Annotated in this window: 25 protein-coding genes, 1 tRNA gene and 1 pseudogene; 9 read left to right on the top strand and 18 right to left on the bottom strand. The window is 58.5% G+C overall.

The window, feature by feature from the left end; genetic code table 11:
• Window positions 1–10: 10 nt before the first annotated feature.
• Together serS and cysG are read left to right on the top strand one after the other, a co-directional pair.
• The gene (gene serS / locus QME24_RS06150; protein ID WP_009683105.1) at window positions 11–1,291 is read left to right on the top strand and encodes a serine--tRNA ligase; all 1,281 of its coding nucleotides are present in this window, start codon (window positions 11–13) and stop codon (window positions 1,289–1,291) included.
• A complete protein-coding gene (gene cysG / locus QME24_RS06145; protein WP_009683104.1) occupies window positions 1,292–2,683 on the top strand; it encodes a siroheme synthase CysG in 1,392 nt (463 codons plus the stop codon).
• A 120-nt stretch (window positions 2,684–2,803) separates the two neighbouring features.
• Here the strand turns inward: cysG and QME24_RS06140 are convergent, their stop codons facing one another.
• From QME24_RS06140 to QME24_RS06105, 8 genes are all read right to left on the bottom strand, one after another.
• Entirely contained in the window at window positions 2,804–3,763 is a 960-nt protein-coding gene (locus tag QME24_RS06140) for a glutathione S-transferase family protein (protein ID WP_280091826.1), read from the bottom strand.
• Window positions 3,764–3,856: 93 nt separating this feature from the next.
• Complete coding sequence (locus tag QME24_RS06135) at window positions 3,857–4,858, bottom strand: glycosyl transferase family protein (protein WP_054904248.1); 1,002 nt, start codon at window positions 4,856–4,858, stop codon at window positions 3,857–3,859.
• An 11-nt stretch (window positions 4,859–4,869) separates the two neighbouring features.
• A complete protein-coding gene (locus QME24_RS06130; RefSeq protein ID WP_029887836.1) occupies window positions 4,870–5,205 on the bottom strand; it encodes a TusE/DsrC/DsvC family sulfur relay protein in 336 nt (111 codons plus the stop codon).
• Entirely contained in the window at window positions 5,202–5,498 is a 297-nt protein-coding gene (gene tusB, locus QME24_RS06125) for a sulfurtransferase complex subunit TusB (protein ID WP_029887837.1), read from the bottom strand. The genes QME24_RS06130 and tusB overlap by 4 nt, the downstream gene beginning before the upstream one ends.
• A complete protein-coding gene (tusC, locus tag QME24_RS06120; RefSeq protein ID WP_009682095.1) occupies window positions 5,498–5,857 on the bottom strand; it encodes a sulfurtransferase complex subunit TusC in 360 nt (119 codons plus the stop codon). The genes tusB and tusC overlap by 1 nt, the downstream gene beginning before the upstream one ends.
• A gap of 1 nt (window position 5,858) precedes the next feature.
• Window positions 5,859–6,251, bottom strand: coding sequence for a sulfurtransferase complex subunit TusD (gene tusD, locus QME24_RS06115; protein WP_029887839.1), 393 nt, complete (start codon window positions 6,249–6,251; stop codon window positions 5,859–5,861).
• Window positions 6,252–6,477: 226 nt separating this feature from the next.
• Entirely contained in the window at window positions 6,478–7,857 is a 1,380-nt protein-coding gene (locus QME24_RS06110; protein ID WP_054881911.1) for a uracil-xanthine permease family protein, read from the bottom strand.
• Between the two features lie 250 nt (window positions 7,858–8,107).
• Window positions 8,108–8,779 (bottom strand): Bax inhibitor-1/YccA family protein, encoded by a 672-nt coding sequence (locus QME24_RS06105; RefSeq protein ID WP_003251184.1) that lies wholly within the window; start codon window positions 8,777–8,779, stop codon window positions 8,108–8,110.
• A 132-nt stretch (window positions 8,780–8,911) separates the two neighbouring features.
• On the opposite strand from QME24_RS06105, the gene QME24_RS06100 reads away from it, so the two are divergent.
• A tRNA-Ser gene (locus QME24_RS06100) sits at window positions 8,912–8,999 on the top strand.
• 123 nt (window positions 9,000–9,122) lie between these two features.
• Here QME24_RS06100 and QME24_RS06095 read toward each other — a convergent pair.
• From QME24_RS06095 to QME24_RS06085, 3 genes and pseudogenes are all read right to left on the bottom strand, one after another.
• Window positions 9,123–10,190 (bottom strand): annotated as a pseudogene (locus QME24_RS06095) (integrase).
• Window positions 10,191–10,389: 199 nt separating this feature from the next.
• Window positions 10,390–10,692 (bottom strand): putative quinol monooxygenase, encoded by a 303-nt coding sequence (locus tag QME24_RS06090; protein WP_280091653.1) that lies wholly within the window; start codon window positions 10,690–10,692, stop codon window positions 10,390–10,392.
• 28 nt (window positions 10,693–10,720) lie between these two features.
• Entirely contained in the window at window positions 10,721–11,713 is a 993-nt protein-coding gene (locus QME24_RS06085) for a zinc-binding dehydrogenase (protein ID WP_280091652.1), read from the bottom strand.
• Window positions 11,714–11,814: 101 nt separating this feature from the next.
• Here QME24_RS06085 and QME24_RS06080 point away from each other — a divergent pair, with 101 nt between their 5' ends.
• On the top strand, window positions 11,815–12,534 hold the full coding sequence (locus QME24_RS06080; RefSeq protein ID WP_280091651.1) for a LysR family transcriptional regulator: 720 nt from the start codon (window positions 11,815–11,817) through the stop codon (window positions 12,532–12,534).
• Here the strand turns inward: QME24_RS06080 and QME24_RS06075 are convergent.
• The 3 genes from QME24_RS06075 to QME24_RS06065 form a co-directional block, all read right to left on the bottom strand.
• On the bottom strand, window positions 12,464–12,766 hold the full coding sequence (locus QME24_RS06075; RefSeq protein ID WP_192440330.1) for a putative quinol monooxygenase: 303 nt from the start codon (window positions 12,764–12,766) through the stop codon (window positions 12,464–12,466). The two genes, QME24_RS06080 and QME24_RS06075, sit on opposite strands and share 71 nt — an antisense overlap.
• Window positions 12,767–12,896: 130 nt before the next feature.
• Window positions 12,897–13,592 (bottom strand): type 1 glutamine amidotransferase domain-containing protein, encoded by a 696-nt coding sequence (locus QME24_RS06070; protein WP_280091650.1) that lies wholly within the window; start codon window positions 13,590–13,592, stop codon window positions 12,897–12,899.
• A gap of 15 nt (window positions 13,593–13,607) precedes the next feature.
• Window positions 13,608–14,465, bottom strand: a complete 858-nt coding sequence (locus QME24_RS06065) for a type 1 glutamine amidotransferase domain-containing protein (protein ID WP_280091649.1) — start codon at window positions 14,463–14,465, stop codon at window positions 13,608–13,610.
• 139 nt (window positions 14,466–14,604) lie between these two features.
• On the opposite strand from QME24_RS06065, the gene QME24_RS06060 reads away from it, so the two are divergent.
• On the top strand, window positions 14,605–15,519 hold the full coding sequence (locus tag QME24_RS06060) for a LysR family transcriptional regulator (RefSeq protein WP_280091648.1): 915 nt from the start codon (window positions 14,605–14,607) through the stop codon (window positions 15,517–15,519).
• A gap of 500 nt (window positions 15,520–16,019) precedes the next feature.
• Here QME24_RS06060 and QME24_RS06055 read toward each other — a convergent pair whose 3' ends face one another.
• Complete coding sequence (locus tag QME24_RS06055) at window positions 16,020–16,910, bottom strand: LysR family transcriptional regulator (protein ID WP_280091647.1); 891 nt, start codon at window positions 16,908–16,910, stop codon at window positions 16,020–16,022.
• Between the two features lie 90 nt (window positions 16,911–17,000).
• Here QME24_RS06055 and QME24_RS06050 point away from each other — a divergent pair, with 90 nt between their 5' ends.
• From QME24_RS06050 to QME24_RS06035, 4 genes are all read left to right on the top strand, one after another.
• The gene (locus QME24_RS06050; RefSeq protein ID WP_054904601.1) at window positions 17,001–17,501 is read left to right on the top strand and encodes a lactoylglutathione lyase family protein; all 501 of its coding nucleotides are present in this window, start codon (window positions 17,001–17,003) and stop codon (window positions 17,499–17,501) included.
• Complete coding sequence (locus tag QME24_RS06045; protein ID WP_029885011.1) at window positions 17,498–18,496, top strand: alcohol dehydrogenase catalytic domain-containing protein; 999 nt, start codon at window positions 17,498–17,500, stop codon at window positions 18,494–18,496. The genes QME24_RS06050 and QME24_RS06045 overlap by 4 nt, the downstream gene beginning before the upstream one ends.
• Window positions 18,497–18,604: 108 nt before the next feature.
• Window positions 18,605–19,453: an ROK family protein gene (locus QME24_RS06040; protein WP_280091646.1), complete on the top strand. Its 849-nt coding sequence runs from the start codon at window positions 18,605–18,607 to the stop codon at window positions 19,451–19,453.
• A 48-nt stretch (window positions 19,454–19,501) separates the two neighbouring features.
• Window positions 19,502–19,807 carry a hypothetical protein gene (locus QME24_RS06035; RefSeq protein WP_225624695.1) on the top strand — a complete coding sequence of 102 codons (306 nt, stop codon included), beginning with the start codon at window positions 19,502–19,504 and terminating at the stop codon, window positions 19,805–19,807.
• A gap of 575 nt (window positions 19,808–20,382) precedes the next feature.
• On the opposite strand, the gene nhaA is transcribed toward QME24_RS06035, so the two are convergent.
• The 3 genes from nhaA to QME24_RS06020 form a co-directional block, all read right to left on the bottom strand.
• Window positions 20,383–21,744, bottom strand: a complete 1,362-nt coding sequence (nhaA, locus tag QME24_RS06030; RefSeq protein ID WP_280091645.1) for a Na+/H+ antiporter NhaA — start codon at window positions 21,742–21,744, stop codon at window positions 20,383–20,385.
• Between the two features lie 176 nt (window positions 21,745–21,920).
• Window positions 21,921–22,562 carry a 3-oxoacid CoA-transferase subunit B gene (locus QME24_RS06025; RefSeq protein ID WP_009682099.1) on the bottom strand — a complete coding sequence of 214 codons (642 nt, stop codon included), beginning with the start codon at window positions 22,560–22,562 and terminating at the stop codon, window positions 21,921–21,923.
• Between the two features lie 8 nt (window positions 22,563–22,570).
• On the bottom strand, window positions 22,571–23,266 hold the full coding sequence (locus QME24_RS06020) for a 3-oxoacid CoA-transferase subunit A (RefSeq protein WP_009682100.1): 696 nt from the start codon (window positions 23,264–23,266) through the stop codon (window positions 22,571–22,573).
• Between the last annotated feature and the right edge of the window lie 3 nt (window positions 23,267–23,269).

Genomic DNA, 23,269 nt, shown 5'->3' with positions numbered 1-23,269 from the left:
AGAGAACGATATGCTCGATTCCAAACTGTTACGCGGCCAACTTCAGGAAGTGGCGGATCGCCTGGCCTCCCGTGGCTTCAGCCTGGATGTCGCGCGCATCGAATCACTGGAAGAACGCCGCAAGGCGGTGCAGACCCGTACCGAGCAACTGCAGGCCGAGCGTAACGCCCGTTCCAAGTCCATCGGCCAGGCCAAAGCCAAAGGCGAGGACATCGCCCCACTGATGGCCGATGTCGAGCGCATGGCCAATGAGCTGGCGGCCGGCAAGGCCGAACTGGACGAGATCCAGGCCGAACTGGACGGCATTCTGCTGACCATCCCCAACTTGCCGGATGCCAGCGTACCGGTCGGTGCCAGCGAAGACGACAACGTTGAAGTGCGCCGTTGGGGCACCCCGCAAACCTTCGATTTCGACATCAAGGACCACGTTGCCCTGGGTGAACTCAGCGGTGGCCTGGACTTCGAGGCCGCTGCCAAGCTGTCCGGCGCACGCTTTGCCGTGCTGCGCGGGCCGATTGCCCGCCTGCACCGCGCCCTGGCGCAGTTCATGATCAACCTGCACACCGGTGAGCACGGTTACGAGGAACACTACACCCCGTACCTGGTGCAGGCCCCAGCGCTGCAGGGCACTGGCCAGTTGCCGAAGTTCGAAGAAGACCTGTTCAAGATCACCCGCGAAGGCGAGGCTGACTTCTACCTGATCCCGACTGCCGAGGTGTCGCTGACCAACCTGGTGGCAGGCGCAATTCTGGACGCCAAGCAACTGCCGCTGAAGCTGGTTGCCCACACCCCGTGCTTCCGCAGTGAAGCGGGCGCTTCCGGCCGGGACACCCGCGGCATGATCCGCCAGCACCAGTTCGACAAGGTCGAGATGGTGCAGGTGGTCGAGCCGGCGAAATCGATGGAAGCCCTGGAAGGGCTGACGGCCAACGCCGAGCGCGTGCTGCAGCTGCTGGAGTTGCCGTACCGCGTGCTGGCCCTGTGCACCGGCGACATGGGCTTCGGCGCGGTGAAAACCTATGACCTGGAAGTGTGGGTGCCGAGCCAGGACAAGTACCGTGAAATCAGCTCGTGCTCCAACTGCGGCGACTTCCAGGCGCGCCGCATGCAGGCCCGCTGGCGTAACCCGGAAACCGGCAAGCCAGAACTGGTACACACCCTCAACGGGTCCGGCCTGGCGGTTGGCCGTACCTTGGTGGCGGTGCTGGAAAACTACCAGCAGGCCGACGGCTCGATCCGCGTGCCAGAAGTGCTGAAGCCTTACATGGGCGGCGTCGAGGTCATCCGCTAAATGGATTATCTGCCGCTGTTCCACAAGCTGCAGGGCGGCCGTGTACTGGTCGTCGGCGGCGGTGAGATCGCCTTGCGCAAGGCGCGCTTGCTGGCCGATGCCGGGAGTGTGCTGCGCGTGGTGGCGCCGGACGTCGACGGCCAGTTGGCTGCGTTGGCCCGGGAAGGTGGCGGTGAGGTGCTGGTGCGTGGCTACCAGGCCGCCGACCTGGTCGGGTGCCGGCTGGTGATCGCCGCCACTGACGACCCTGGGCTGAACGCGCAGGTATCGGCCGATGCGCAGGCCGTCAGCCTGCCAGTCAACGTGGTGGACGCGCCAGCCTTGTGCACGGTGATCTTCCCGGCGATTGTCGACCGTTCACCGTTGGTGATTGCGGTGTCCAGTGGCGGGGATGCTCCGGTGCTGGCGCGTCTGATTCGCGCCAAACTGGAGGCCTGGATCCCGGCTGCCTACGGTGAGCTGGCCGGGCTGGCGGCGCGGTTCCGGCACAAGGTCAAGTCCTTGTATCCGGATGTGAACCAGCGCCGTGGCTTCTGGGAGACCGTGTTCCAGGGCCCGATCGCCGAGCGCCAGCTGGCCGGGCAGGGCGCCGAAGCCGAACGCCTGTTGCAGGCGATGGTGGAGGGCGCGCCGGTGCAGCAGGGGGGCGAGGTTTACCTGGTAGGTGCGGGCCCGGGCGACCCGGACCTGCTCACCTTCCGCGCCTTGCGCCTCATGCAGCAGGCCGATGTGGTGCTGTATGACCGCCTGGTGGCCCCGGCGATCATCGATATGTGCCGGCGTGATGCCGAGCGTATCTACGTTGGCAAGCGCCGCGCTGACCACGCCGTACCGCAGGACCAGATCAACCGCCTGTTGGTTGACCTGGCCCAGCAAGGCAAGCGCGTGCTGCGCCTGAAGGGCGGCGACCCGTTCATCTTTGGCCGCGGTGGCGAAGAGATCGAAGAGCTGGCCGAGCATGGCATCCCCTTCCAGGTGGTTCCGGGTATTACGGCGGCCAGTGGCTGTTCCGCCTATGGCGGCATTCCATTGACCCATCGCGACCATGCCCAGTCGGTGCGCTTCGTGACCGGGCACCTCAAGGATGGTACCAGCAACCTGCCATGGAACGACCTGGTAGCGCCGTCGCAGACCCTGGTGTTCTACATGGGTTTGGTGGGCTTGCCTACGATCTGCGCAGAGCTGATTCGCCATGGGCGTGCGGCCAGTACCCCGGCGGCCCTGGTGCAGCAGGGCACTACGCGTAACCAGCGGGTGTTCACCGGTACCTTGGCGGACTTGCCGGAGCTTGTGGCCCAGCATGAAGTGCATGCGCCGACCCTGGTGATTGTTGGGGAAGTGGTGCAGTTGCGCGACAAGCTGGCCTGGTTTGAAGGTTCGCAGAACAGCTGAAACCGCCGGGGCCGCTTTGCGGCCCATCGCGACACAAGGCCGCTCTTACACTAGGCACTGCGCGGTCCCCTGTAGGAGCGGCCTTGTGTCGCGATGGGCTGCAAAGCAGCCCCCAGTGCCTCAACCCTGCCAAATCCCTTTACCCACCAACCGCTCCCGATCATGCGGCTGGTTGAAATCCTGCAACGGCCCCTTTGGCACAATCCCGTTCGGGTTGATGGTCTTGTGGCTCATGTAATAGTGCTTCTGGATATGCTCCATATCCACCGTCCCCGCCACCCCCGGCCACTGGTACAGCTCACGCAGCCAGTTCGACAGGTTGTGATAATCGCTGAGGCGGCGCAGGTTGCACTTGAAGTGCCCGTGATACACAGCGTCGAAGCGCACCAGCGTGGTGAACAGGCGCACATCGGCTTCAGTCAGGTATTCGCCCGCCAGGTAGCGATTGCGGCCTAACAGCTCTTCCAGGTAATCCAGTTCGTTGAACACATCATCGAACGCCGCCTCGTAGGCCTCCTGCGTAGTCGCGAAGCCGGCGCGATAGACGCCGTTGTTCACCGCCGGATAGATACGTTCATTCAGCGCCTCGATGGCCGGGCGCAGCGGCGCTGGGTACAGGTCGAGGGTGTTGCCGGTCAACGCGTTGAACGCGCTGTTGAAAATGCGAATGATCTCAGCCGACTCATTGTTGACGATGCGTTTCTCTTTCTTGTCCCACAGCACGGGTACTGTCACCCGGCCGGTGTAGTGCGGGTCGTCCTGGGTGTAACGCTGATGCAGGTACTGCAGTGCATCGATGTGATCGCCGCTGGAGCCTTGCTGCTGGTCGAAGGTCCAGCCATGGTCTTGCATCAGCCAGCTCACTACCGAAACGTCGATCAACGGCGCCAGGCCTTTGATGGCGCGGAAGATCAACGTGCGGTGCGCCCAAGGGCAGGCCAGCGACACGTACAGGTGGTAACGGCCGGCTTCGGGGGCGGGCAACGAATGGCGGCGCTGGGCGTTTTCGCGTTTGAAGGTGCCGTCCTTGCCGTTTTCATACCACTGATCATGCCAGCGGCCGTCGATCAAAAGGCCCATGGTGAGCTCCTGGAACAAAGGGTTTGTCGTTGGAGCCCAGTCTAGGCCAGATCGTTCGAAGAAATAGCGCAAAGATCGGCGTGGTATTATCGACTAAATCGATCTATCACGGTTATCCCAATAGGCCTGCGCGTTCGTGAAGGCTTGTTCCCGGGTCTGCTCCAGGCCGCGCAGTGCCAAGGCCATGGTCGCGATCAGCGCTTTCTCGCCGTAGCTGTCTTGCACTTCACCACGCCAGAAGGCGAGCAAATGCTCCGGTTGCAGCGTGGCGGGCTTGACGTGACGGCGCTCGCTGAGCGCCGGCCATTCCTCATCCCAGGCTACGCCGGCAGTGGTGCCGTAGAGGTGGCTGATGACGTCCGGGTTGACCTCGATCTCGCCGCCATCGCCCTTGATCACCACGGCATGGTCGCCCAGCAGGCGGCTGGCCTCACGGTGTACCGCCTGGTAACCGGGGTGGAAGATGCTTTGCAGGCCGCACCGCGCGCCCAGCGGGTTGAGCACCCGCGCCAGGGAGTGAATGGGCGAGCGCAGGCCCAGGGTGTTGCGCAGGTCGATCATGCGCTGCAGTTGCGGCGCCCAGTCGTGCAAGGGGAAAAACGCCAGCTGATGTTGGCCCAGCGCGGTGTCGACCGCTGCCCAGTCGCGGCACAGGGGGATATGCAACAGGTCGAGCAGTTGCTCGGTATACAGGCGCCCGGCTGTGTGTGCACCGCCGCCATGCATCAGGATGCGAATACCATTGCCGGCCAGGCATTTGGCGGCCAGCAGGTACCAGGGCAAGTGGCGCTTCTTGCCAGCGTAGGTTGGCCAGTCCAGGTCCACGGCAATGCGCGGGGCCTGCAGGTGGTCGCGTAGCGCTTCGGTGAAGCCGGCCAGCTCTTCGGCGCTTTCTTCCTTGTGCCGCAGCAGCATCAGGAAGGCGCCCAGCTGGGTGTCCTCGACCTTGCCTTCCAGCAGCAGGGTCATGGCAGCCCGTGCTTCCTCGCGGGTAAGGCCGCGCGCGCCGCGCTTGCCTTTGCCAAGAATGCGCACGAATTCAGCGAACGGGTGTTCGGCCGGAGTTTCCAGGGTCAGCGGGCGGGCTTGATTCAAGGGTGGCAGGGTCATATGCAATTGGTCGGCTTGGGCAGGCCCGCCAGCTTGGCGGCAAGTTTGGCGGGGGTGCCATTGAACAGGCGGTTCAGGTGCGGGCTATTGCCCTTGTCAGGGCCTAGCTTCAGGGCGGTGTACTTGATCAGTGGGCGGGTGGCCGGGGACAGCTGGTACTCCTGGTAGAACTGTCGCAGCAGTTCGAGGATTTCCCAGTGGTCCGCGGTCAGCGCAATGCCCTCGCGCTCGGCAAGGGCCTCGGCGGCTGCATGGGACCAGTCTTGGAGGTCGACCAGGAAGCCGTCCTTGTCCAGGGCGATCGCCTGATCGGCAACGGTGAGGGTATTCATAGCCAGCTGTTGACCTTGTCGTAGTGCAGCGACAGTTCGACGAACCCGGCGTAGTCCACGGCCTTGGCCAGGTCGTTGCCGACCGCGCGGGCTTGCAGGTCTTCGTCCAGGGCGAACAGGCGCTGGGCCAGGCTGGCGGCTTGCAACTGGCGGTACGCTTCGCTGCCGCTGCGCAGGGCGTACACCGCATCGCCGCACAGCAGCAGGGCGTCGTGCGCGCCAAGCAGGCGCAGGCAACTGGCCAGGCGCTCGTCGCCGAACGGGGAGTGGGCAATTACGTGCAGGGTCGTCATCAGAGCGTTACCACCTGGTCGAAACGGGCGATCAGTGCGGTCAGTGCCGCGTCATCCAGCACTTGCACTGGCAGTGCCAGGCTGTCGGCGGCCAGGCCACGGCGGGTGAGGCTGTGGTTGCAGGCGAACAGTTCTTCGACGCCGAACATCGGCAACGCCTGCAGGTTGGCGGCCAGGTTCTTATGTTGCACGGCGGCAGGTTGCTGGTTTGGCGCCAGCTGGAACACGCCATCGTCGAGGAACAGCATGCCCAGCGGCAGGTCGAACGCGCCACCGGCCAGGGCGATGTCCAGCGCCTCGCGGGCAGATGGGCCGTTCCACGGCGCCTGGCGGCTGATGATCAACAAGGATTTGGCCATTTCAGTCGCCTCCAAAGCAGACAAGGCGGTCGGCGACTTGCGCGGCCTCGTGCAGTTGCCCCAGGCCGGACAACTCCCATGGCCTGGGCAGGTTCACGGCCGGGCGCTGATAGCGGTTGGCCTCGGCCTCGTCGAGCACGCCACGGCGCAAGGCGGCGGCGATGCACACCACGGCATCCAGCTGGTGGGTCTCGATAAAGGCACGCCACTGCGCGGCCACGTCCACTTCATCCTGGGGCGCGACCACGTTGGCCGAGGCACTGTGTACCCCGTCCTGATAGAAGAACAGCCGGGCAATCTCATGCCCGCCGGCCAGCACCGCCTCGGCATAGCGCAAGGCGCGCCGCGAGGAGGGCGCATGGGCCGGGGAGAACACCGCGATAGCGAATTTCATGGGTAACTCATGCAAAGGAATACCGCCATGATAAAGCAAAAAAGCCCGCGCCCGCTTGTGCATGCGGGCGCGGGCTTTTGTAGGAGGCCTTGTGTCGCGATGGGCTGCAAAGCAGCCCGGGGCTTCAGCGCAGATGCACAAATTGCTGGGGCTGCTTTGCAGCCCATCGCGACACAAGGCCGCTCCTACAGGGATTGCGCAAGGCCCTGTCAGAAGGGAACAGGCCTCAAGCCTGTTCCTTGCTCTCCGGCAGGAACCAGTTCAGCACCAGGGCACAGATGCCACCGGTCGCCACCCCTGACTCCAGCACATTGCGCACCGCCGCCGGCATATGCGCCAGGAACTCCGGCACCTGCGCCACACCCAGGCCCAGCGCCAACGACACGGCAATGATCAGCAGCGCACGCCGGTCCAGGCGGGTGCTGGCCAGAATATTGATGCCCGACGCTGCAACCGCGCCAAACATGACCATTGCCGCACCCCCCAGCACCGGCTCTGGCACCGCCTGAATCACCCCGGCAACACTGGGGAACAGCCCCAATATCACCAGCATTACGGCAATCCACATGCCGATATGGCGGCTGGCAATACCGGTTAGCTGAATCACGCCGTTATTCTGCGCAAAGATTGAACTCGGGAAGGTGTTGAACAAGCCCGCCAACAGCGAGTTGGCGCCGTTGACCAACACGCCACCCTTGATCCGCTGCATCCATACCGGGCCTTCGACTGGCTGGCGCGACACCTTGCTGGTGGCGGTCACGTCACCAATGGCTTCCAGCGACGTCACCAGGTAGATCACCAGCATCGGAATGAACAGCGCCCACGAGAAGCTCAGGCCGAAGTGCAGCGGCGTCGGTACCTGAAACAGCGCGGCCTCATGCATACCGGTGAAGTCCAGGCGGCCCATATAGCCCGCCAGCGCATAGCCGACCGCCAGGGCAATAACGATGGCACAGCTGCGCATCCACACCACCGGAATACGGTTGAGGATCACGATAATGGCCAGCACCACACCCGACAACAGCAGGTTCTCGCCATTGGCGAAGGTGCCATTGGCCATGGCACCGAAGCCGCCACCCATACTGATCAGGCCGACCTTGATCAGCGTCAGGCCGATCATCAGCACGACAATGCCGGTGACCAGCGGGGTGATCAGGCGTTTGACGAAGGGCAGGATGCGCGAAACGCCCATTTCGACGAACGAGCCAGCGATGACCACGCCAAAGATGGCGGCCATCACACCTTCGACTGGCGTGCCTTGCTTGACCATCAGCGCACCCCCGGCAATCAGCGGGCCCACGAAGTTGAAGCTGGTGCCCTGCACGATCAGCAACCCGGCGCCAAACGGCCCGAAGCGCTTGCACTGCACGAATGTGGCGATACCGGAGATTACCAGCGACATGGAGACGATCAGGTTGGTATCCCGCGCGGACACCCCCAGCGCCTGGCAGATCAACAGCCCGGGCGTCACGATCGGCACGATGATCGCCAGCAGGTGTTGCAGCGCCGCCAGCAGCCCGATCAGCAGCCGAGGCTTGTCCTCGAGGCCAAGCACCAGCTCATTGGCGGGGGCCGATGCTGCTGGGCTGTGTTCATGTGTGCTCATGGCTGAAAGCTGCCCCTGAAGAAAAAAGGAGCGCATTCTACGGGGTGAAGGCAGATTGCGGTAGAGCAAAGCACGATGCCTACATGATCGGCGACCCTATGCCTAATTACCTGACCTTTCAGTCAAAAACCGCCTGCCGCGAATGTGCACTGTCGCGCCGGTTAACTCATGCTAAAGACGGCCACCGGCATGCCTTTCCCACACCCACAAAAAAGCCCGCCGAAGCGGGCTTTCTCACAACCTACAACAATCAGTCATCACGCCCCATGATGCCAAACAGCTGGAGCAGGCTGACGAACAGGTTGTAGATCGACACATACAGGCTGATGGTGGCCATGATGTAGTTCCGCTCACCACCGTGAATGATCGCGCTGGTCTGGAACAGGATGCACACCGACGAGAACAGCACGAAGCCAGCGCTGATCGCCAGTTGCAGGCCGCTGATCTGGAAGAAGAAGCTGGCCACGACCGCACCCAGCAGCACGAAGAAGCCGGCAGTGATGAAGCCACTGAGGAAGCTCATGTCCTTGCGGGTAATCAGTACGTAAGCCGACAGACCACCGAACACCAGGGCAGTCATGGCAAATGCCGAACTGACAACCTCGGCACCACCGGCCATGCCCAGGTAGCGGTTGAGGATTGGGCCGAGAATGAAGCCCATGAAGCCGGTGAGGGCGAAGGTGGAGACGAGGCCCCAGGCCGAATCACGCAGCTTGTTGGTCAGGAAAAACAGCCCGTAAAAGCCGATCAGCACCACGAACACGTTCGGGTAGCCGACACGCATTTGCTGGGCAACGAAGGCCATGACGCCGCTGAAGGCGAGGGTGAGCGCCAGCAGACTGTACGTGTTGCGCAGGACCTTGCTGATCTCCTGCTGCTCGACCTGCTGGCCGTGATGTACGGCATAATCCTGTTCGCGCATGGCGACACTCCTTGGTAAACCTGTGGTTTCGAACGTTCAGATGCTGGGAGTCTACCAGAGCCATTGCAACCCGCGACACAGAGAGTTTGACAGCTTGTTTCATTACGGTATTATGGCGGCCGCAAACGAGCTGGAAGCGTGGCCGAGTGGTTTAAGGCAACGGTCTTGAAAACCGTCGATGGGCAACTATCCTAGAGTTCGAATCTCTACGCTTCCGCCATATTCAAAGCCCTGATGATTCAGGGCTTTTTGCGTTTCTGAGGGGCGGAAAACTCGACGCTGAAAAGGCCAAGTGTTCCGCAACTTTTCGATGGTGTTCCGCAACTCTTCCGCAAAAAAGGTTTCATCGGGTTGGTTTCACGATCTCTCCGACGCGGCGGTAAACGGTCTGCGTGATCCGCTTATCGGTATGCCCTAGTAGTCTACTCGCGTGCGCCAGGCCTTCAATTTCGCTCGCTGCTTTGGGCCGGATATCGCGAAACTGGAATTGACGAATGCTATCGGCCAGGACGCTATCAAGGTCTTCCATCGCTTTGGCGGCGGCCTTGGATCTCGCATCGTCAAAGCGAAGGCGCAGCATCGCTTGCGTCACGTTGCGGCCGTTCTCTGTCACGATTAGCTAAGGGTTGCGAACCCCTCGCGCCTTGCGTTGGCTCAGAAGGCGCTCAACCAGTACCCCCAACTGGCTGGTCTCTGTTTCCGTGCCAAGACGTATCCTCAGCTTTTTCGTCGTTTTGCCTTGGGCGAATTGTAGGAAACCATCAACCACGTCCGAGGCTCGAGTGGCGAGCACGTCCGCTGGGCGTTGCCCGGTCAAATAGCCCAGGTCCATGGTATCGCGCAATTCAGGAGCAGCGTATTCGTAGACAGCATCCCAGATCGCCGGCCCAGCATAGAAGTCCCTAGGAGTCTCCTTGTTCTTGCGGATACCGGTCGCTGGGTTTGGGCGGTCAGTAATGCCCCACTCCCTTGCCATGTTGAAGATGTGAGAGAGAAGGGCGATCTCTCGATTCGCCCTAACCTTGCCTGTCCGTCGATCTCGATACTGAGCAAGTATTTGAGGTGTAATCAGCTCCATCGGGGCATCATCGAAGGCTTTGCGCAACTGTTTGAGCTCAGCCAGGTTGTCCTTCTGGGTTCGCGGCTTTTTACCCGGGATGACATCCCTTTCATAGCGATCAAATAGCTGACCCATCAAGCGCGTTATCTTTGGAATGGCCTTCCTGTCGAGCTTCGCCCATTCTACTTTGGCGATGTCCAGGTCGTTACCTAAAGGTATCTCTCGACGCCTGCCATCTTCGTCCCTCCCGTCGTAGTAGTAAGCAACCCAGATGTTGCCGTTTTTGCGTTTTCGCGTACGCCGAATCATTCGCGGCGGAAGATCTCTATTAGCGGTTTGTTTCGGACGCATCTTGCTAACCCACCCGAGACAAATCGAAAGTCCACGTCTCTGCGACGGCGCTCATTGTTGTTGGCTTAACGCCAGCCAACTTGAGGCGAGCGTACACTCGGCCAACGACCGGACGTCTATCGCTTGATTTTTACTGGTGATCCCTTGCGGAGGATTTGGTCATGATCATCCGCAAGGGAGGACTTTCGAGATCTTACTGCTAGAAGGCTTGCTCAAACTTATCGATGGTCGGTTGCTCGGCCAGCATACTCGCAGCTTTGAAAGAAAAATTTTGATAGTGCGGCTGCAGCGTGTTCTCATCCAAAGCTTTCTGACTTTTCCAGATTTCATAAATCATGAAGTCGGTAGGTACACCCTCTAATTTATGTAGGACGTACTGAATACATCCCTCTTCTTTTTTAGAGGCCTCGACCAAGCTGCGGAGCTCGGTTAACAGGTCTTCTTCCAGACCTTCTTCCGCTTTCAATCTTGCGATAATCACAATGGGTAAATTGTTAGGCATATGATCTTGCTCCAAGGGGGAAACCGGTTTACCGAGTGATGACGACTTTACCTATAGCCTCTCCGGACTCCAGGCGGGCATGAGCTGCCTTTACACCTTCAGCTGTGAATGGATGTCGTTCGTCGATAAGGGGCTTGACTAAGCCGCGATCCACTAATCTGCTCAGCTTTGTGAGAATCTTGCCGTGATGACTACGGTCAAGATCATGGATGATTGATACAGCCATGAAGACTAAGTCCAGCCGTAGTGCCTTGAAATGCATATCTGTGAGGTCGTAAGTGTCATAGCCGATGATGGATATGACATGGCCCTTGAGCTTGGCAGCCTTCAGCGAGTTTGTGAGCACTGTGCCACCGAGCGTATCGAACACTGTGTCAAAGCCAGAGCCGTTGGTAATACGGCGGGTGTATTCTTCTGGCGATTCTTCTCGGTAAAAGGCGACATCGTCGGCACCCAGGGAGCGGGCAATCTCTGCTTTCTGTACATTCGAGACTGTAGTGGCAATACGGGCTCCCATGAGTTTTGCCAGCTGAATGCCGATGTGGCCGACGCCACCCGTTCCGCCATGAACCAAGACTGCATCATCTGGCTGGATGGAGGCCCGATCAATCAAAGCTTCCCAGGCGGTGATTGCCACGAGCGGAAGACTCGCCGCATCAGCAAAATTCAATGAGGCGGGCTTGAGAGCGATTAATCTTGCGTCTGCTTCAACTTGCTCCGCCAAGGCGCCAGGAATGCCCACGATGCCTCCGACGCATCCATAGACCTCATCCCCCACCTTGAATTGGCTAACGCCTTCACCCACCGAACTGATGATGCCAGAGACGTCCATATGCAGGATGGCGGGAAAGGTGAGACCTGCGGTGCCTTCGCTCCCGCTGCGAATCTTGGTATCAACCGGGTTGACACTGGTGGCCATAACATCAATGACGACGTGGCCTGGGCGTGCTGAAGGGCGAGCTGTTTCGATTTCTTCAAATACATCCGACTGGCCGTGCTGGTTTATCACGATTGCTTGCATCGATTATCGCTCCGCTTGAAAACCCAAAATCTATCAGCAATGCAAATTCGCGAATATGCTATTCTTGTTGCTTCATTCGGTCTTAAAAGTTGTTAATTTTTATGCTCGACTCCCTTGATGAGCTTCGCTTGTTTCTTGCCGTTTATGAGGAGGGAACCATCCGTGCGGCGGCGCAGCGACTGGGTCTCACAGCGGCGGGCGGGAGCAAGAAATTGCTTGCCCTTGAGGATCGACTAGGGCGAAGGCTTTTTAACAGAACGACTCGGAAATTGAGTCCAACCGCTGATGCCGAAAAGCTCCAACGGTTTGCCAGGCAGATACTGGATGGCGTCATGGAGGCGGAGCGGACTTTTTCTGAAGCGCAGGACGTCTCAGGATCTTTACGTATCACAGCTTCTGCCACATTCGCACAGGGCTATCTTGCTCGCGTGCTGAGCAGCTTTCTAGCTGCCTATCCGAAGGTTGTAGTAGATCTTCACCCTACCGACCAGGTCGTCGATGTTGTTGCAAAGGGCTTTGATTTGGCCATCCGTCATGGAGTGTTGGCGGATTCTTCCATGATTGCACAGCGTATAAGCGATTCGCGGCGAGTCATCTGCGCTGCGCCCGTGTATTGGGACAAGGTCGGCGTACCACGGTTGCCCAGAGATCTTACGAATTTGGAAGGTCTCATTGTCGGGAAAGAGGTTAATTGGTCACTGTCCAAAGGTGGTAGTCAGCAATCGATCAAGATTAAACGCCCTCCCACTCTTACTTTTTATGATTCGCGTTTAACGGATAGAGAACTTTCACCATGGTTGGCTCAAGGAGCCAGTCGGTAGTTTTTTTGCGGTAGCCCAGATAGTGCTCCGTCAGCTTGTGAGCCTTAAAAGCAGCTTCGTCCCTGTAGCTTTCAATCAGATAGAAATCGCTATCTGTATCGGAAACGAAGAGATCGTAACTAATATTTCCCAACTCGGTTCGTGTGGCTTTCACCAGTGCTTGCAGAGCTTTCTCTACATTAATTCGGTACTCTGGCTTAGGTTGTAAAGTAGCAAACACATGAACGGTCATTACGGTATCCTTAAAAGCGGTTATGTCGACATGTGTGTCTGAGTCAAACTTGACATCACCGTTAAGCCGATAGGCATAGGCTGCCCACCTCAGTGAGTAGCAGCGCTTTAATGAGCTATTCGTCTGACTATCACGCCTTGATACCAAGCGCCTCTATCAGAATCTCGGCAACCTTCGCTGAGGACTGCGGGTTTTGGCCGGTAATCAACTGGCCATCACGAATGGCGAAGGGTTGCCAGTTATCGCCGCCTTCAAAAACACCGCCCAGTTCCCGCAATCGAGTCTCCAGCATAAAGGGCACCACGCCTGCCAGGCCAACCTCAACCTCTTCGGCATCGGTGAATGAATTGACGCGCTTGCCATGTACCATCGGCAGCCCATCGCTTCGAACCGCAGAAACCAGACCGGCAGCGCCGTGGCATACCGATGCAATGAGCCGGCCATTTTCAAAAGCTGACTCCACCGCGACCTTCACACTTTGCTCGGTAGGCAGATCCCACATCGTGCCGTGGCCACCCGGGAAGAAAACGGCGTCGAAATCTTCGCTTCTTAGCTCGCTGACAGGCAATGTCCTTTCGATCTGAGCCAGCAACGAGTCATCAGCCAACATACGTTCAACATCGGGATCGTTCGCCCCTTTAGCTTTAACACTGCCGGCATCGATCGGCGCTTTGCCACCGGCAGTTGAGCCAATTACTACCGACGCACCTGCATCGACTAGCGCGTAGTAGGGCACGGCAAGTTCTTCAGCCCAGAGGCCAGTGGGCTTGTCAGTGTTACCCATACGGCTGCTGGACGTCACGATCATCAGAATTTTAGGAGCCATGAAGTTTTCCTTTGTTCAGCTATTAATCAGGGGGCAATGTTGGTTCAGTGATTTGATAAACTCGGTTGCTTGAGCATGGTCGGAGAAGGGGGTCTGGCCAGTGATCAACTCACGATCCACTACAACCTTGGGCTGCCATGCATCAGCAAACTGCATCTGGCCACCTGCCTGCGCCATCGCTTTTGCCGGGTAGTAGCGCAGTTTTTCGCCTTTCAGCGAATCTTCAAAAACCTTCTCTTCGGCATCTGAAAAGATCGTCATACGGTAGCCGCTGTAGGCCCAGTTCCGCGCCTGATCCAGCCGGCTATTGACCAGAGTCTGCTCATAGCTGCCTGGATCATCCTGAGCAGCCAGAAGCGCGATCGGGCCACGGCAGATTGGGGCAGTCGGCTTGCCTTGCGCATGAAAATGCTGCAGCAGCTGTCCGACCTTTGGATTGTTCGAGAGATCAATAAGCTCCGCGTGCCGGCCCGGGATGAAAACGCCGTCATAGCGGCCTAGTCCAGATTTCATTACTTCAGCCAGAGACCTGACGTGATCGGGCGCGGTTAGACTCTCAACGCCACCCTGTATACGGCGCATTTCGCCAGCCTTGCCGGCGAAGTAAACCGGATCAATAGAACGCGGATCTGCCTTGGGCTGGTTTCCTTTCGGAGTGGCTACCGTTAACTGGTAACCGGCACGTAACAGAGCATCAGCGGGAACGCCGAATTCATTGAGGTAGTAACCCGTCGGCAAAGTCTTGCCGTCCTGAAGGGGCAATTCGGTTTCACTGGAGAGCAGCACCAGTACCTCGCCTTTGGGCGCAGCATGAGAAGTAGCAGAAATAGCAAATGCCAATCCGAGTAATAGTGATTTGCACAGCGATTTCATGACGATCTGTCCGTTCCTGTGGGTAAAAGATAGTCTTTGCTGAAGGCCAAAGTGGTCGCTTGTGTGAGCCAACTGTATTGATAGAGCTGATGCAGATAAACTGGCTAGAAAGCAATTCATTAATTACACTGGTGAACAAATGAGAGCCTTTGACCCCGTCCAACTGGGCAGCATCGAGCTGTTCTGCAAGGCAGCGGAACTCGGCAGTTTCACCGCCGCCGCCGAAGTGTTGGGGCTGACGCCAGCATCGGTCAGCCGCTCAATCAGCCGACTGGAGGCGAGATTAGGTGTCCGGCTTTTTGCGCGTACAACTCGACACATCCGTCTAACCACTGAGGGCGAGCTTTACCGGCAGCAGTGTCAGCAAGCGCTGGAGCAGATAGCGGAAGCGGAACGAATAATTACTGGAAACCAAAAAGTCCCCAGTGGAGTGCTACGCCTTAGCGTCGGCACCCCCTATGCGCATTACCGGCTGCTTCCTCTGCTGCCTGAATTTCAAGCCATGTATCCCCAGGTCGAGATCGAGCTGAGTATCTCGAATCGCGTGGTGGACTTTGTCGATGAGGGATTTGATCTGGCCATCAGGTTGGGCATTCCGCAAGACTCCAGGCTAATTGCGCACACCCTTGAAGATGCCACTCTGGGGGTTTTTGCCGCCCCCTCCTACTTAAAAGCGCGCGGAACACCGTCGACGCTGGCCGATCTGAATGGCCATGACTGTCTACAGTTCGTGCTTCCAAGCACTGGACGGGCTATGCCCTGGATTTTCAGGGACGTGGCCGGCAAAGATATCGACTTTACCTTCCGAAGCCAGAAGCGGGTTCATGACGACGTGCTTGGCTGTGTCAACTGGGCGATTGCAGGCGGGGGACTATTTCAGATTTATCATTTCATCGCCCAAGCAGCCGTCAACCGGGGCGAACTTGTTGAGGTTTTGCACAGTGCTGGCGGACGTACTCGCCGGTTCTCCATCCTTTATCCCCAGAACCGGCACCTCTCAGCTCGGGTGCGCGCATTTGTAGACTTCATCGTGCGAGCTGTACGCCACCCCTAGCTGGTGTGTCAAATACTGGATATCTAGCATAGTCATAGAGCTTCGCGACTGTATGCTTCAGTCATGAATGACCGTATCCATCGTTGTCCTTCATCTCGCTCCGTTCTTCCATGCCAAACCATTGCTTTCGTGAACCCAGGAATATCGACTGGTGGCTCTCTCACGACAAGTGTTTCATCCGCTGGAGTCAGCCGCTCTGGTGCTACAGCGATCAGATCACCGGTGCTTAGCAACTCTGGGAGTATGAGGAAGCTGGGGACAGAGACGGAGACTCTTCGCCGTCGATTAATCTTTGACAGCGCTTCATCGGTCACCGCGTGGCTTATTGAAAACTTGGAAGGTGGCCGAGTTCGGATACTCACCCAAGAGACCCAGATCGGAAAGCCTGCACAGGAGCTTGCACAGGCCCAGCCGAACCCTATGATCAACGGCCATCAGAATTGGTTAAATGGACTGGTCGATGCTGCAAAGGGCCTGAGCTTTTAACCGAATCTTAAAACTCAAATGCGGCAGTTGGTTACATTCAGGTGTTGTTGCATCTGATCAACGACTCGCCTGGCTCTGGACGACAGAGGCCACTCTGATCTGTAGATGAGCCAGAGCGTGTCCACAACGGGGATCCCACTCTCCACCACCTGCAAAGTATTTTGTTTGTGGAAGGCGCGCCTGGCGAACCTCGGCAGCACAGTAAAGCCCAAACCTCTTGAAACCGGCTCCAAGATGAGGCCTACCTGATTACTGAAGCCTCGTTTCTGGATTGCTTGAATACCCGGTGCTTCTGGATACATTCGGCTGAGTAGGCGCGTTGCCATAGCGGCCCCGTCGGGGTGATCGATGAAGCCAAGTTCGGAGAGCGTTTCGAACCCCACGAAGGGTTTAGCGGTTGGCAGTATCAACTCCAATGGCTCCTCGGCAAACCTCTGTGCTTCGATCCTCTCGTTGTCTGGCTTGTAAGTCACAATTCCCATTTCGAAACGATTGCTCAGTACTGCTGCGAGCACCTCCGCGTCAGGGGCGAACCTGTGGCGAATGATCAGTCCAGGATGGGCTTGTTGATAGTCCAGCAGGAGCGGATACAGTGCCAATCCTATACTGCCGGGGGACACTAAGCTGATATCACCTACGTCTTGTTCTTCTGCGCTCAGGCGGGCATCGAGTGCACGGCCAGCGCGCTCCATTTCTCTGAAGTATTCCAACAAGGCATTCCCCGCAGGGGTCAGCTCAACGTGCCGGTGGTGACGGATGAATAGACTACCGTACTGCTGTTCCAAGTGTCGTATGTGCTGACTCACGGCAGCCTGGGTCAGATTCAGATGCTCGGCAGTGCGGGTGAAATTCCCAAGATCGGCAAGCACTGCGAAGGATCGGAGCCACTGCGGGTTAACCATCATGAAGTCTTATCGTAACCATAACGTGATCGTTGTTTTCATTATACGTCGCGGGGGATAGGGTAGGGCCAACTGTTTTGGAGGCTAGCCGATATGTCCGTTTATCCACGCAATTTCTCTCACATTGGCCTGTCGGTCACCGATCTGGACGGCGCCGTCAAATTCTATACAGAGGTACTGGGGTGGTACCTGATCATGCCGCCGACCACCATCACTGAAGACCAAACCGCAATTGGCATAATGTGCACGGATGTTTTTGGTGAGGGGTGGGGCTCGTTCCGCATCGCCCACCTGTCCACGGGTGATCGTATCGGCGTCGAGATATTTGAGTTTCCCAACGCCGAGCGTCCGGAGAATAACTTTGAATACTGGAAAACGGGGGTTTTCCACTTCTGCGTACAAGATCCGGATGTCGAAGGCCTAGCCGCCAAGATCGTCGCTGCGGGCGGTAAGCAGCGGATGCCGGTGCGTGAATACTTTCCAGGTGAGAAGCCGTACCGCATGGTTTACATGGAGGATCCGTTCGGGAACATCCTTGAAATCTACAGCCACAGCTACGAGCTCACCTACTCGGCGGGAGCTTATCAATCATGATTCTGGCAACAACACACCGCGCTTTTACCTGGCATGGCAGCGCTGACCCAGCAGAGCTGAGACTCAATGAGATCCCTCTTCCTAGGCCGGAAGCGGGCGATGTGCTCATTCGTAACGTCGTGATCGGCCTCAATCCTGTGGATTGGAAAGTCTTGGGTGGGCGTCTGGTCAGTTGGCAGCCAGGTCACGTACCAGGTGTAGATGGTGCGGGTGTTGTGGTTGCTGTCGGTGAGAATGTCCCAGCTTCTTGGATTGGCCAACGTGTTGCTTACCACCAAAGCCTTAGTCGTCATGGTAGTTTTGCGGAATATACCTCTGTGAAAGCCAGAGCAGTCCTTCGGGTTCCGGCAAGCGTGAGTTGGGAACAAGCAGCCAGTCTCCCGTGCCCAGCACTCACCGCGTGGTTGGCTCTCGAAAAGCTACCACAGTCATGTCAGACGCTGCTGGTGAGTGGGGCTGGTGGATCTGTTGCAAATCATCTGATTCAGATAGCTGTGCGGCGAGGGTTCAAGGTCAGCTCGCTGAGCCACCCGCGGCATGCGCAACGGCTGACCGATCTGGGGGTGTTCGACTGCATGGAGGGCCCTCTCGTTGAGGCATGGGATGGGCCCATGGTGTTCGACGCTGTAATAGACACGGTGAACGCTCAACATGCTGCGCGACTCGTGGCCGCGCTTAGGGCCAACGGTCACTTGGTATGCGTTCAAGACCGGCTCCAGGCGTCTCCAGTACCACCTTTCACTCGGACGATTTCGATGCACGAGGTGGCACTGGGTGCGTTGCATACGTTCGGTGACGATCGTGCCTGGCAAGACCTCGTAGATGCAGGCGAGAGTATCCTCACCTCAGTGGGGAGGGGCGAGTGGGAGCCTGAGAGTTTTAATGTCGCCTCGTTCGAGCGTCTTCCAGATCATCTTGAAGGCCTGCAGCATCGAGCCTTTAGCGGTAAAGGCTTGGTCCGCATCACGAGCGATGAGTTGGGCAACTTGCCGTGACGTGTGCAATGTCTCAAGCTTTCCCCAGTGCTCATGACTGAATGATGAACCGTCCAATTCGAGTGCTGAGTATTTCCACCCCGTCGTTTGCTAACCAAAGGTATCGCAATGCACAGTGCCCCCGAAGGAAATGAGTTCATCATTGGCGCCGACTTGGGTGGTACTAAGCTGCTGCTATTATGCGGAGCTCATTCAAGACGTTTTGAAACGGGGCCCGGCTACACACCTGAAGACTTTGCTACCCAACTCTACGCCTTCATCGAAGATGTGGGTCTAAGCCCGGTTCGTATTGGAATCGCGGTGCCTGGTCTGGTCGCTCGCGACGGCGAGATCGTTAGCTGCGATGTCCTACCCTGTCTGACAGGCTGGCGTCCAGAAACCTCCCTCAAAGCACTTGGGTGCCAAATAACAGTTATCAATGATGTCGAGGCGGCACTGCAGGAAGAAATGCAGGATGTTGGTAATGATTTTACTGGTGGCGTGATTATGGCGGGCACTGCCATCGGTGCTGCATTCATGACTCACGGACGGGAATTACGTGGTGTTAATGGCTGGGCTGGGGAGCTTGGGTATTTACCGCTACACGTTGATGGTTCAGTCAAGAGGCTGGATGAGATAGCCGGTGGCGGCGCTATGGCCAACTTGCTTGGCATCAGTGGAGAAGCCCTCGCTCGATTGGCGAATGATGATGACCCTATCGCCACGGCAACAGTGAGGGCCGGTGGTGAGGCGTTGGGTCTAGGGATGGCCAGTATCATAAATTTGCTCAACCCCTCGCGTCTGGCAGTGGGTGGTGGCAGTTTGAAACTGAAAGGCTACTGGGAAGCTGCTTTGCTTGCAGCCGAGACTTATGCTATTCCATCACTATGGAACGCTTGCATTGTCAAACGAGTGAAGTCGGAAGATTTTGTAGCGGCGCTAGGATCTATACGAGCAGCTCAGCGGGATGCAGCTTAATCAGGTGCGAGATTTTGAATAGCCAAAATGCATCAATGTAGAACAGCAATGCTCACGTCGTCGGAGGTCATAGCTCTGAGCCGTGGCGCACACAAGGATCTGAAGTCGTGGTCGTTGTTCGTGGCGCTGACGGAGTTTGTCTGGCAGAACACAACCCTGGTCTCGAATGCAGCTAGGTGGGCGTCTATTTGGTTTGAGATGGAGATCGTCAACGCACTCGCGTTGGCTGAGTGGGAGGAACAGGGTTCTCCTTTGGCATGGCACGAGCGGTGGTGCGAAGGTTACCAGGCGGATGCTCAGGCCTTATTGTCTGAACTCACCTGCCTGATCGTCACGCAGGCACCAACTCAATAGTTCATCGTGGCGATTAGGTAAGCGACCGGCCATAGGGTTACCGCTTTCAGAGCAGAATCTGAGCAAGATGCTTATGCCTGAAGCTCACCGCACAAACAGACATTGCTGGTGCCCTAAGTGTAGAGAACGGCCTTGGGAATGGCTGAGGCGGGAGAGTCCCTCTTGAAGCAAACTCTTCAGGCGATACGGGCCCATCAGCAAGCCGTTGATGACGCCCGGCCAGTCGACGAGATGGAACGTCTTGAGCAGGTATTTCTTAGCCAGCAGTCGGCATGGCTACAGTCGTACACTCGACAAAGGCACTGAACTGTTACTGCGGGGCATGAGTGCCATTGACACGTGGGACCCTCATTAACAAGAAAATGAGGACTAGTAAGCCACTTCGTGTGGGGCTGATTGGGAATATGGAGCGAGAAAAAGGCAACCAGCCCCCCAGATCCTCCTTTGTACCACAGGCCATAGAGGCCAGGAGGCGCTCAAGCGGCGCGGCTGCTTCTGTCGATTGCAAAGGGCCGCAGGGCCTGTGCTGGCCGGGGCATTTCAGCTCCGGCCAGAACTGGCCTGTGCAGGCTTTGCTAGGTTGACGAACCCAGGTTGCCTGCAGGGGCTGCACGGCGCACGCTACATACGCCCCAGGTCAGCCCCAACACCGCCGCGATCACCGAGGCCGATAGCACGCCAAGTTTGGCTGCCCCCAGTGAGCCGGGGTCGACGAACGCCAGGTTGGCGATGAAGATCGACATGGTGAAACCGATACCGGCCAACAGGCCCACCAGCGTGATGCTGCGCCAGTTCACCCCGGCGGGAAGCGCGCACCAGCCCAGGCGTACCATCAACCAGCTGACGCTGATGATGCCCAAGGGCTTGCCTGCGACCAGGGCGACTACCACGGCGATCATGACCCATTGTGGGCCCGCTGCGGACAGGTCGACCCCAGCCAGGCTGACCCCGGCATTGGCCAGGGCAAACACTGGCATGATGCCGTAGGCTACCCAAGGGTGCAGCGTGCCTTGCATCCGTACCACCGGCGGCAGCAGTTCTCGCTGTGCCAGGCGCAGGCGTTTCAGTGGGTCGATGAGTTCGCTGGCATCGCGCTCTGGTGCTTTGGCGCGGCCCAGCAACTCGTTGGTGAAGCGGCTAATGGCATCCAGAGGGCGCTCACGCATCGGCATGGCGGCTACCGGGGTCATCAGCCCGAGCACAACGCCGGCGAGGGTCGGGTGGGCACCGGTCAACAGGATGCCCAGCCAAACGATCGCACCGGGCACGATATAGGCGTAGGCCGACCCCACACCGATCTTCTGCAGCGCGATTACCATCAGCAGGCCGATTGCCGCGACGCCGAAACCGCTGTAGTCGAGGCCACCGGAGTAGAAGACCGCGATGATCAGCACAGCGATAATGTCATCGATGATCGCCAGGGCAAGCAGAAACACGCGTACGTTGGACGGAATCGACTTGCCCAGCAGGGCCAGTACGCCTACCGCAAAAGCGATATCGGTGGCCGTTGGCACTGCCCAACCCTGATGGTCGGCTGGCGAATGAACGATACCGAGGTAGAGAAGTGCCGGTGCGATTACCCCGCCGACAGCAGCGGCCATGGGCAGCATGGCCTGGCGCAGGCTGGCCAGTGCGCCCTCGTGGATTTCGCGGCGGATCTCCATGCCCACCACCAGGAAAAAGATGGTCATCAGCCCATCATTGACCCAGAAATGCAGGGACTGCGAATACACATACGAGCCCACGCCGAACGTTATCGGGGCGTGCCACAGGGCTTCATAACTGTGTGCGGCAGGGGAATTTGCCCAGATCAGGGCGGCGACAGCGGCAACCAACAGGACGATGCCACTGACTGCTTCGATGTGCAAAAAGCGTTGAAGGCTGGCGAAGGCGCGCTCGGCCAGTTTCTGGGCGCGAGGCAAATCTGTTTTAGGCATAGGCGCAAGTACTCCCGCATGGCGGCCCGACCTGCGCTGTTCTTTAACCTGCCTCACTGCACCATGCAGCAGACACCCGGGCGTTAGTCTACCGAATAACCGCATTCAGATGAACCCGAATGCGGTTATCGATCATTAGCCGCGGGGCTGCCTGGACAGCGGGCGCCTGCGCTCGATCACTGGATCAGTGGCACACCGCTGAGTTTCTGCAGTTCATCGAAGTCGATGTCTGCGCAGATTTCGATCACTTTCAACCCATCAGCCGTGACTTCCAGCACTGCCAGGTCGGTGTAGATACGGCTGACGCAGCCAATACCGGTCAGCGGGTAGGTGCATTCAGGCACCAGCTTGCTTTCGCCTGTCTTGGTCAGGTGGTCCATCATCACGAACACCTGGCGCGCGCCGGTGGCCAGGTCCATCGCGCCGCCCACCGCCGGGATCGAACCCTCGGCGCCGGTGTGCCAGTTGGCCAGGTCGCCCTTGACCGAAACCTGGAAGGCACCCAGTACCGCGATGTCCAGGTGGCCACCGCGCATCATCGAGAACGAGTCCGCATGGTGGAAGAAAGCGCCACCGGTCAACAGCGTCACGTGCTGCTTGCCGGCATTGATCAGGTCATCGTCTTCTTCGCCCGGGGCCGGGCTAGGGCCCATGCCCAGCAGGCCGTTTTCGCTGTGCAGGAATACTTCCTTGTCACCCAGGTAATTGGCCACCAGGGTCGGTGCGCCGATGCCGAGGTTTACGTAGGCACCTTCCTGAATGTCTGCGGCCACGCGCTTGGCCATCTCGGTACGGGAGAGCTTTTTGGTGATGGTCATGGCAGGCCTCATTCAGCGGTGGCAAGCGAAGCAGCGCTGGTGCCGGTGACGGCGACGACGCGCTGGACGAAGATACCCGGGGTAATGATGTGTTCCGGGTCCAGTTCACCCAGTTCGACAACCTGGTCGACCTGGGCGATGGCCGTCTTGGCGGCCATGGCCATGATCGGGCCGAAGTTGCGCGCCGCCTTGCGGTAGACCAGGTTGCCCCAACGGTCGCCTTTGTGCGCCTTGATCAGCGCAAAGTCGGCGTGCAGCGGCATTTCCAGTACGTACATGCGGCCGTCGATTTCACGGGTTTCCTTGCCTTCGGCCAGCAGCGTGCCGTAGCCGGTCGGCGAGAAGAACGCACCAATGCCCGAGCCCGCTGCGCGGATACGCTCGGCCAGGTTGCCCTGGGGTACCACCTCCAGTTCGATCTTGCCGGCGCGGTACAGTTCGTCGAACACGTACGAGTCGGACTGGCGCGGGAACGAGCAGATCACCTTGCGCACGCAGCCGGCCATCAGCAAGGCTGCCAGGCCGATCTCGCCGTTACCGGCGTTGTTGCTGATGATGGTGAGGTCGCGGGCGCCGGTGGCGATCAGACCATCAATCAGCTCGGACGGCATGCCGGCAGTGCCGAAGCCACCGACCATGATGGTCGATCCGTCGGTGATCCCTTCCACCGCGCTGGCGATGGACTCGTACGTTTTATTGATCAAGGC

This window comes from Pseudomonas sp. PARCl1 (assembly GCF_947311875.1).
GTDB classification, from domain to species: Bacteria; Pseudomonadota; Gammaproteobacteria; order Pseudomonadales; family Pseudomonadaceae; genus Aquipseudomonas; species Aquipseudomonas juntendi.
The sequence above is the reverse complement of the archived record's forward strand: the minus strand, read 5'-3'. Positions and strand labels throughout refer to the sequence as shown.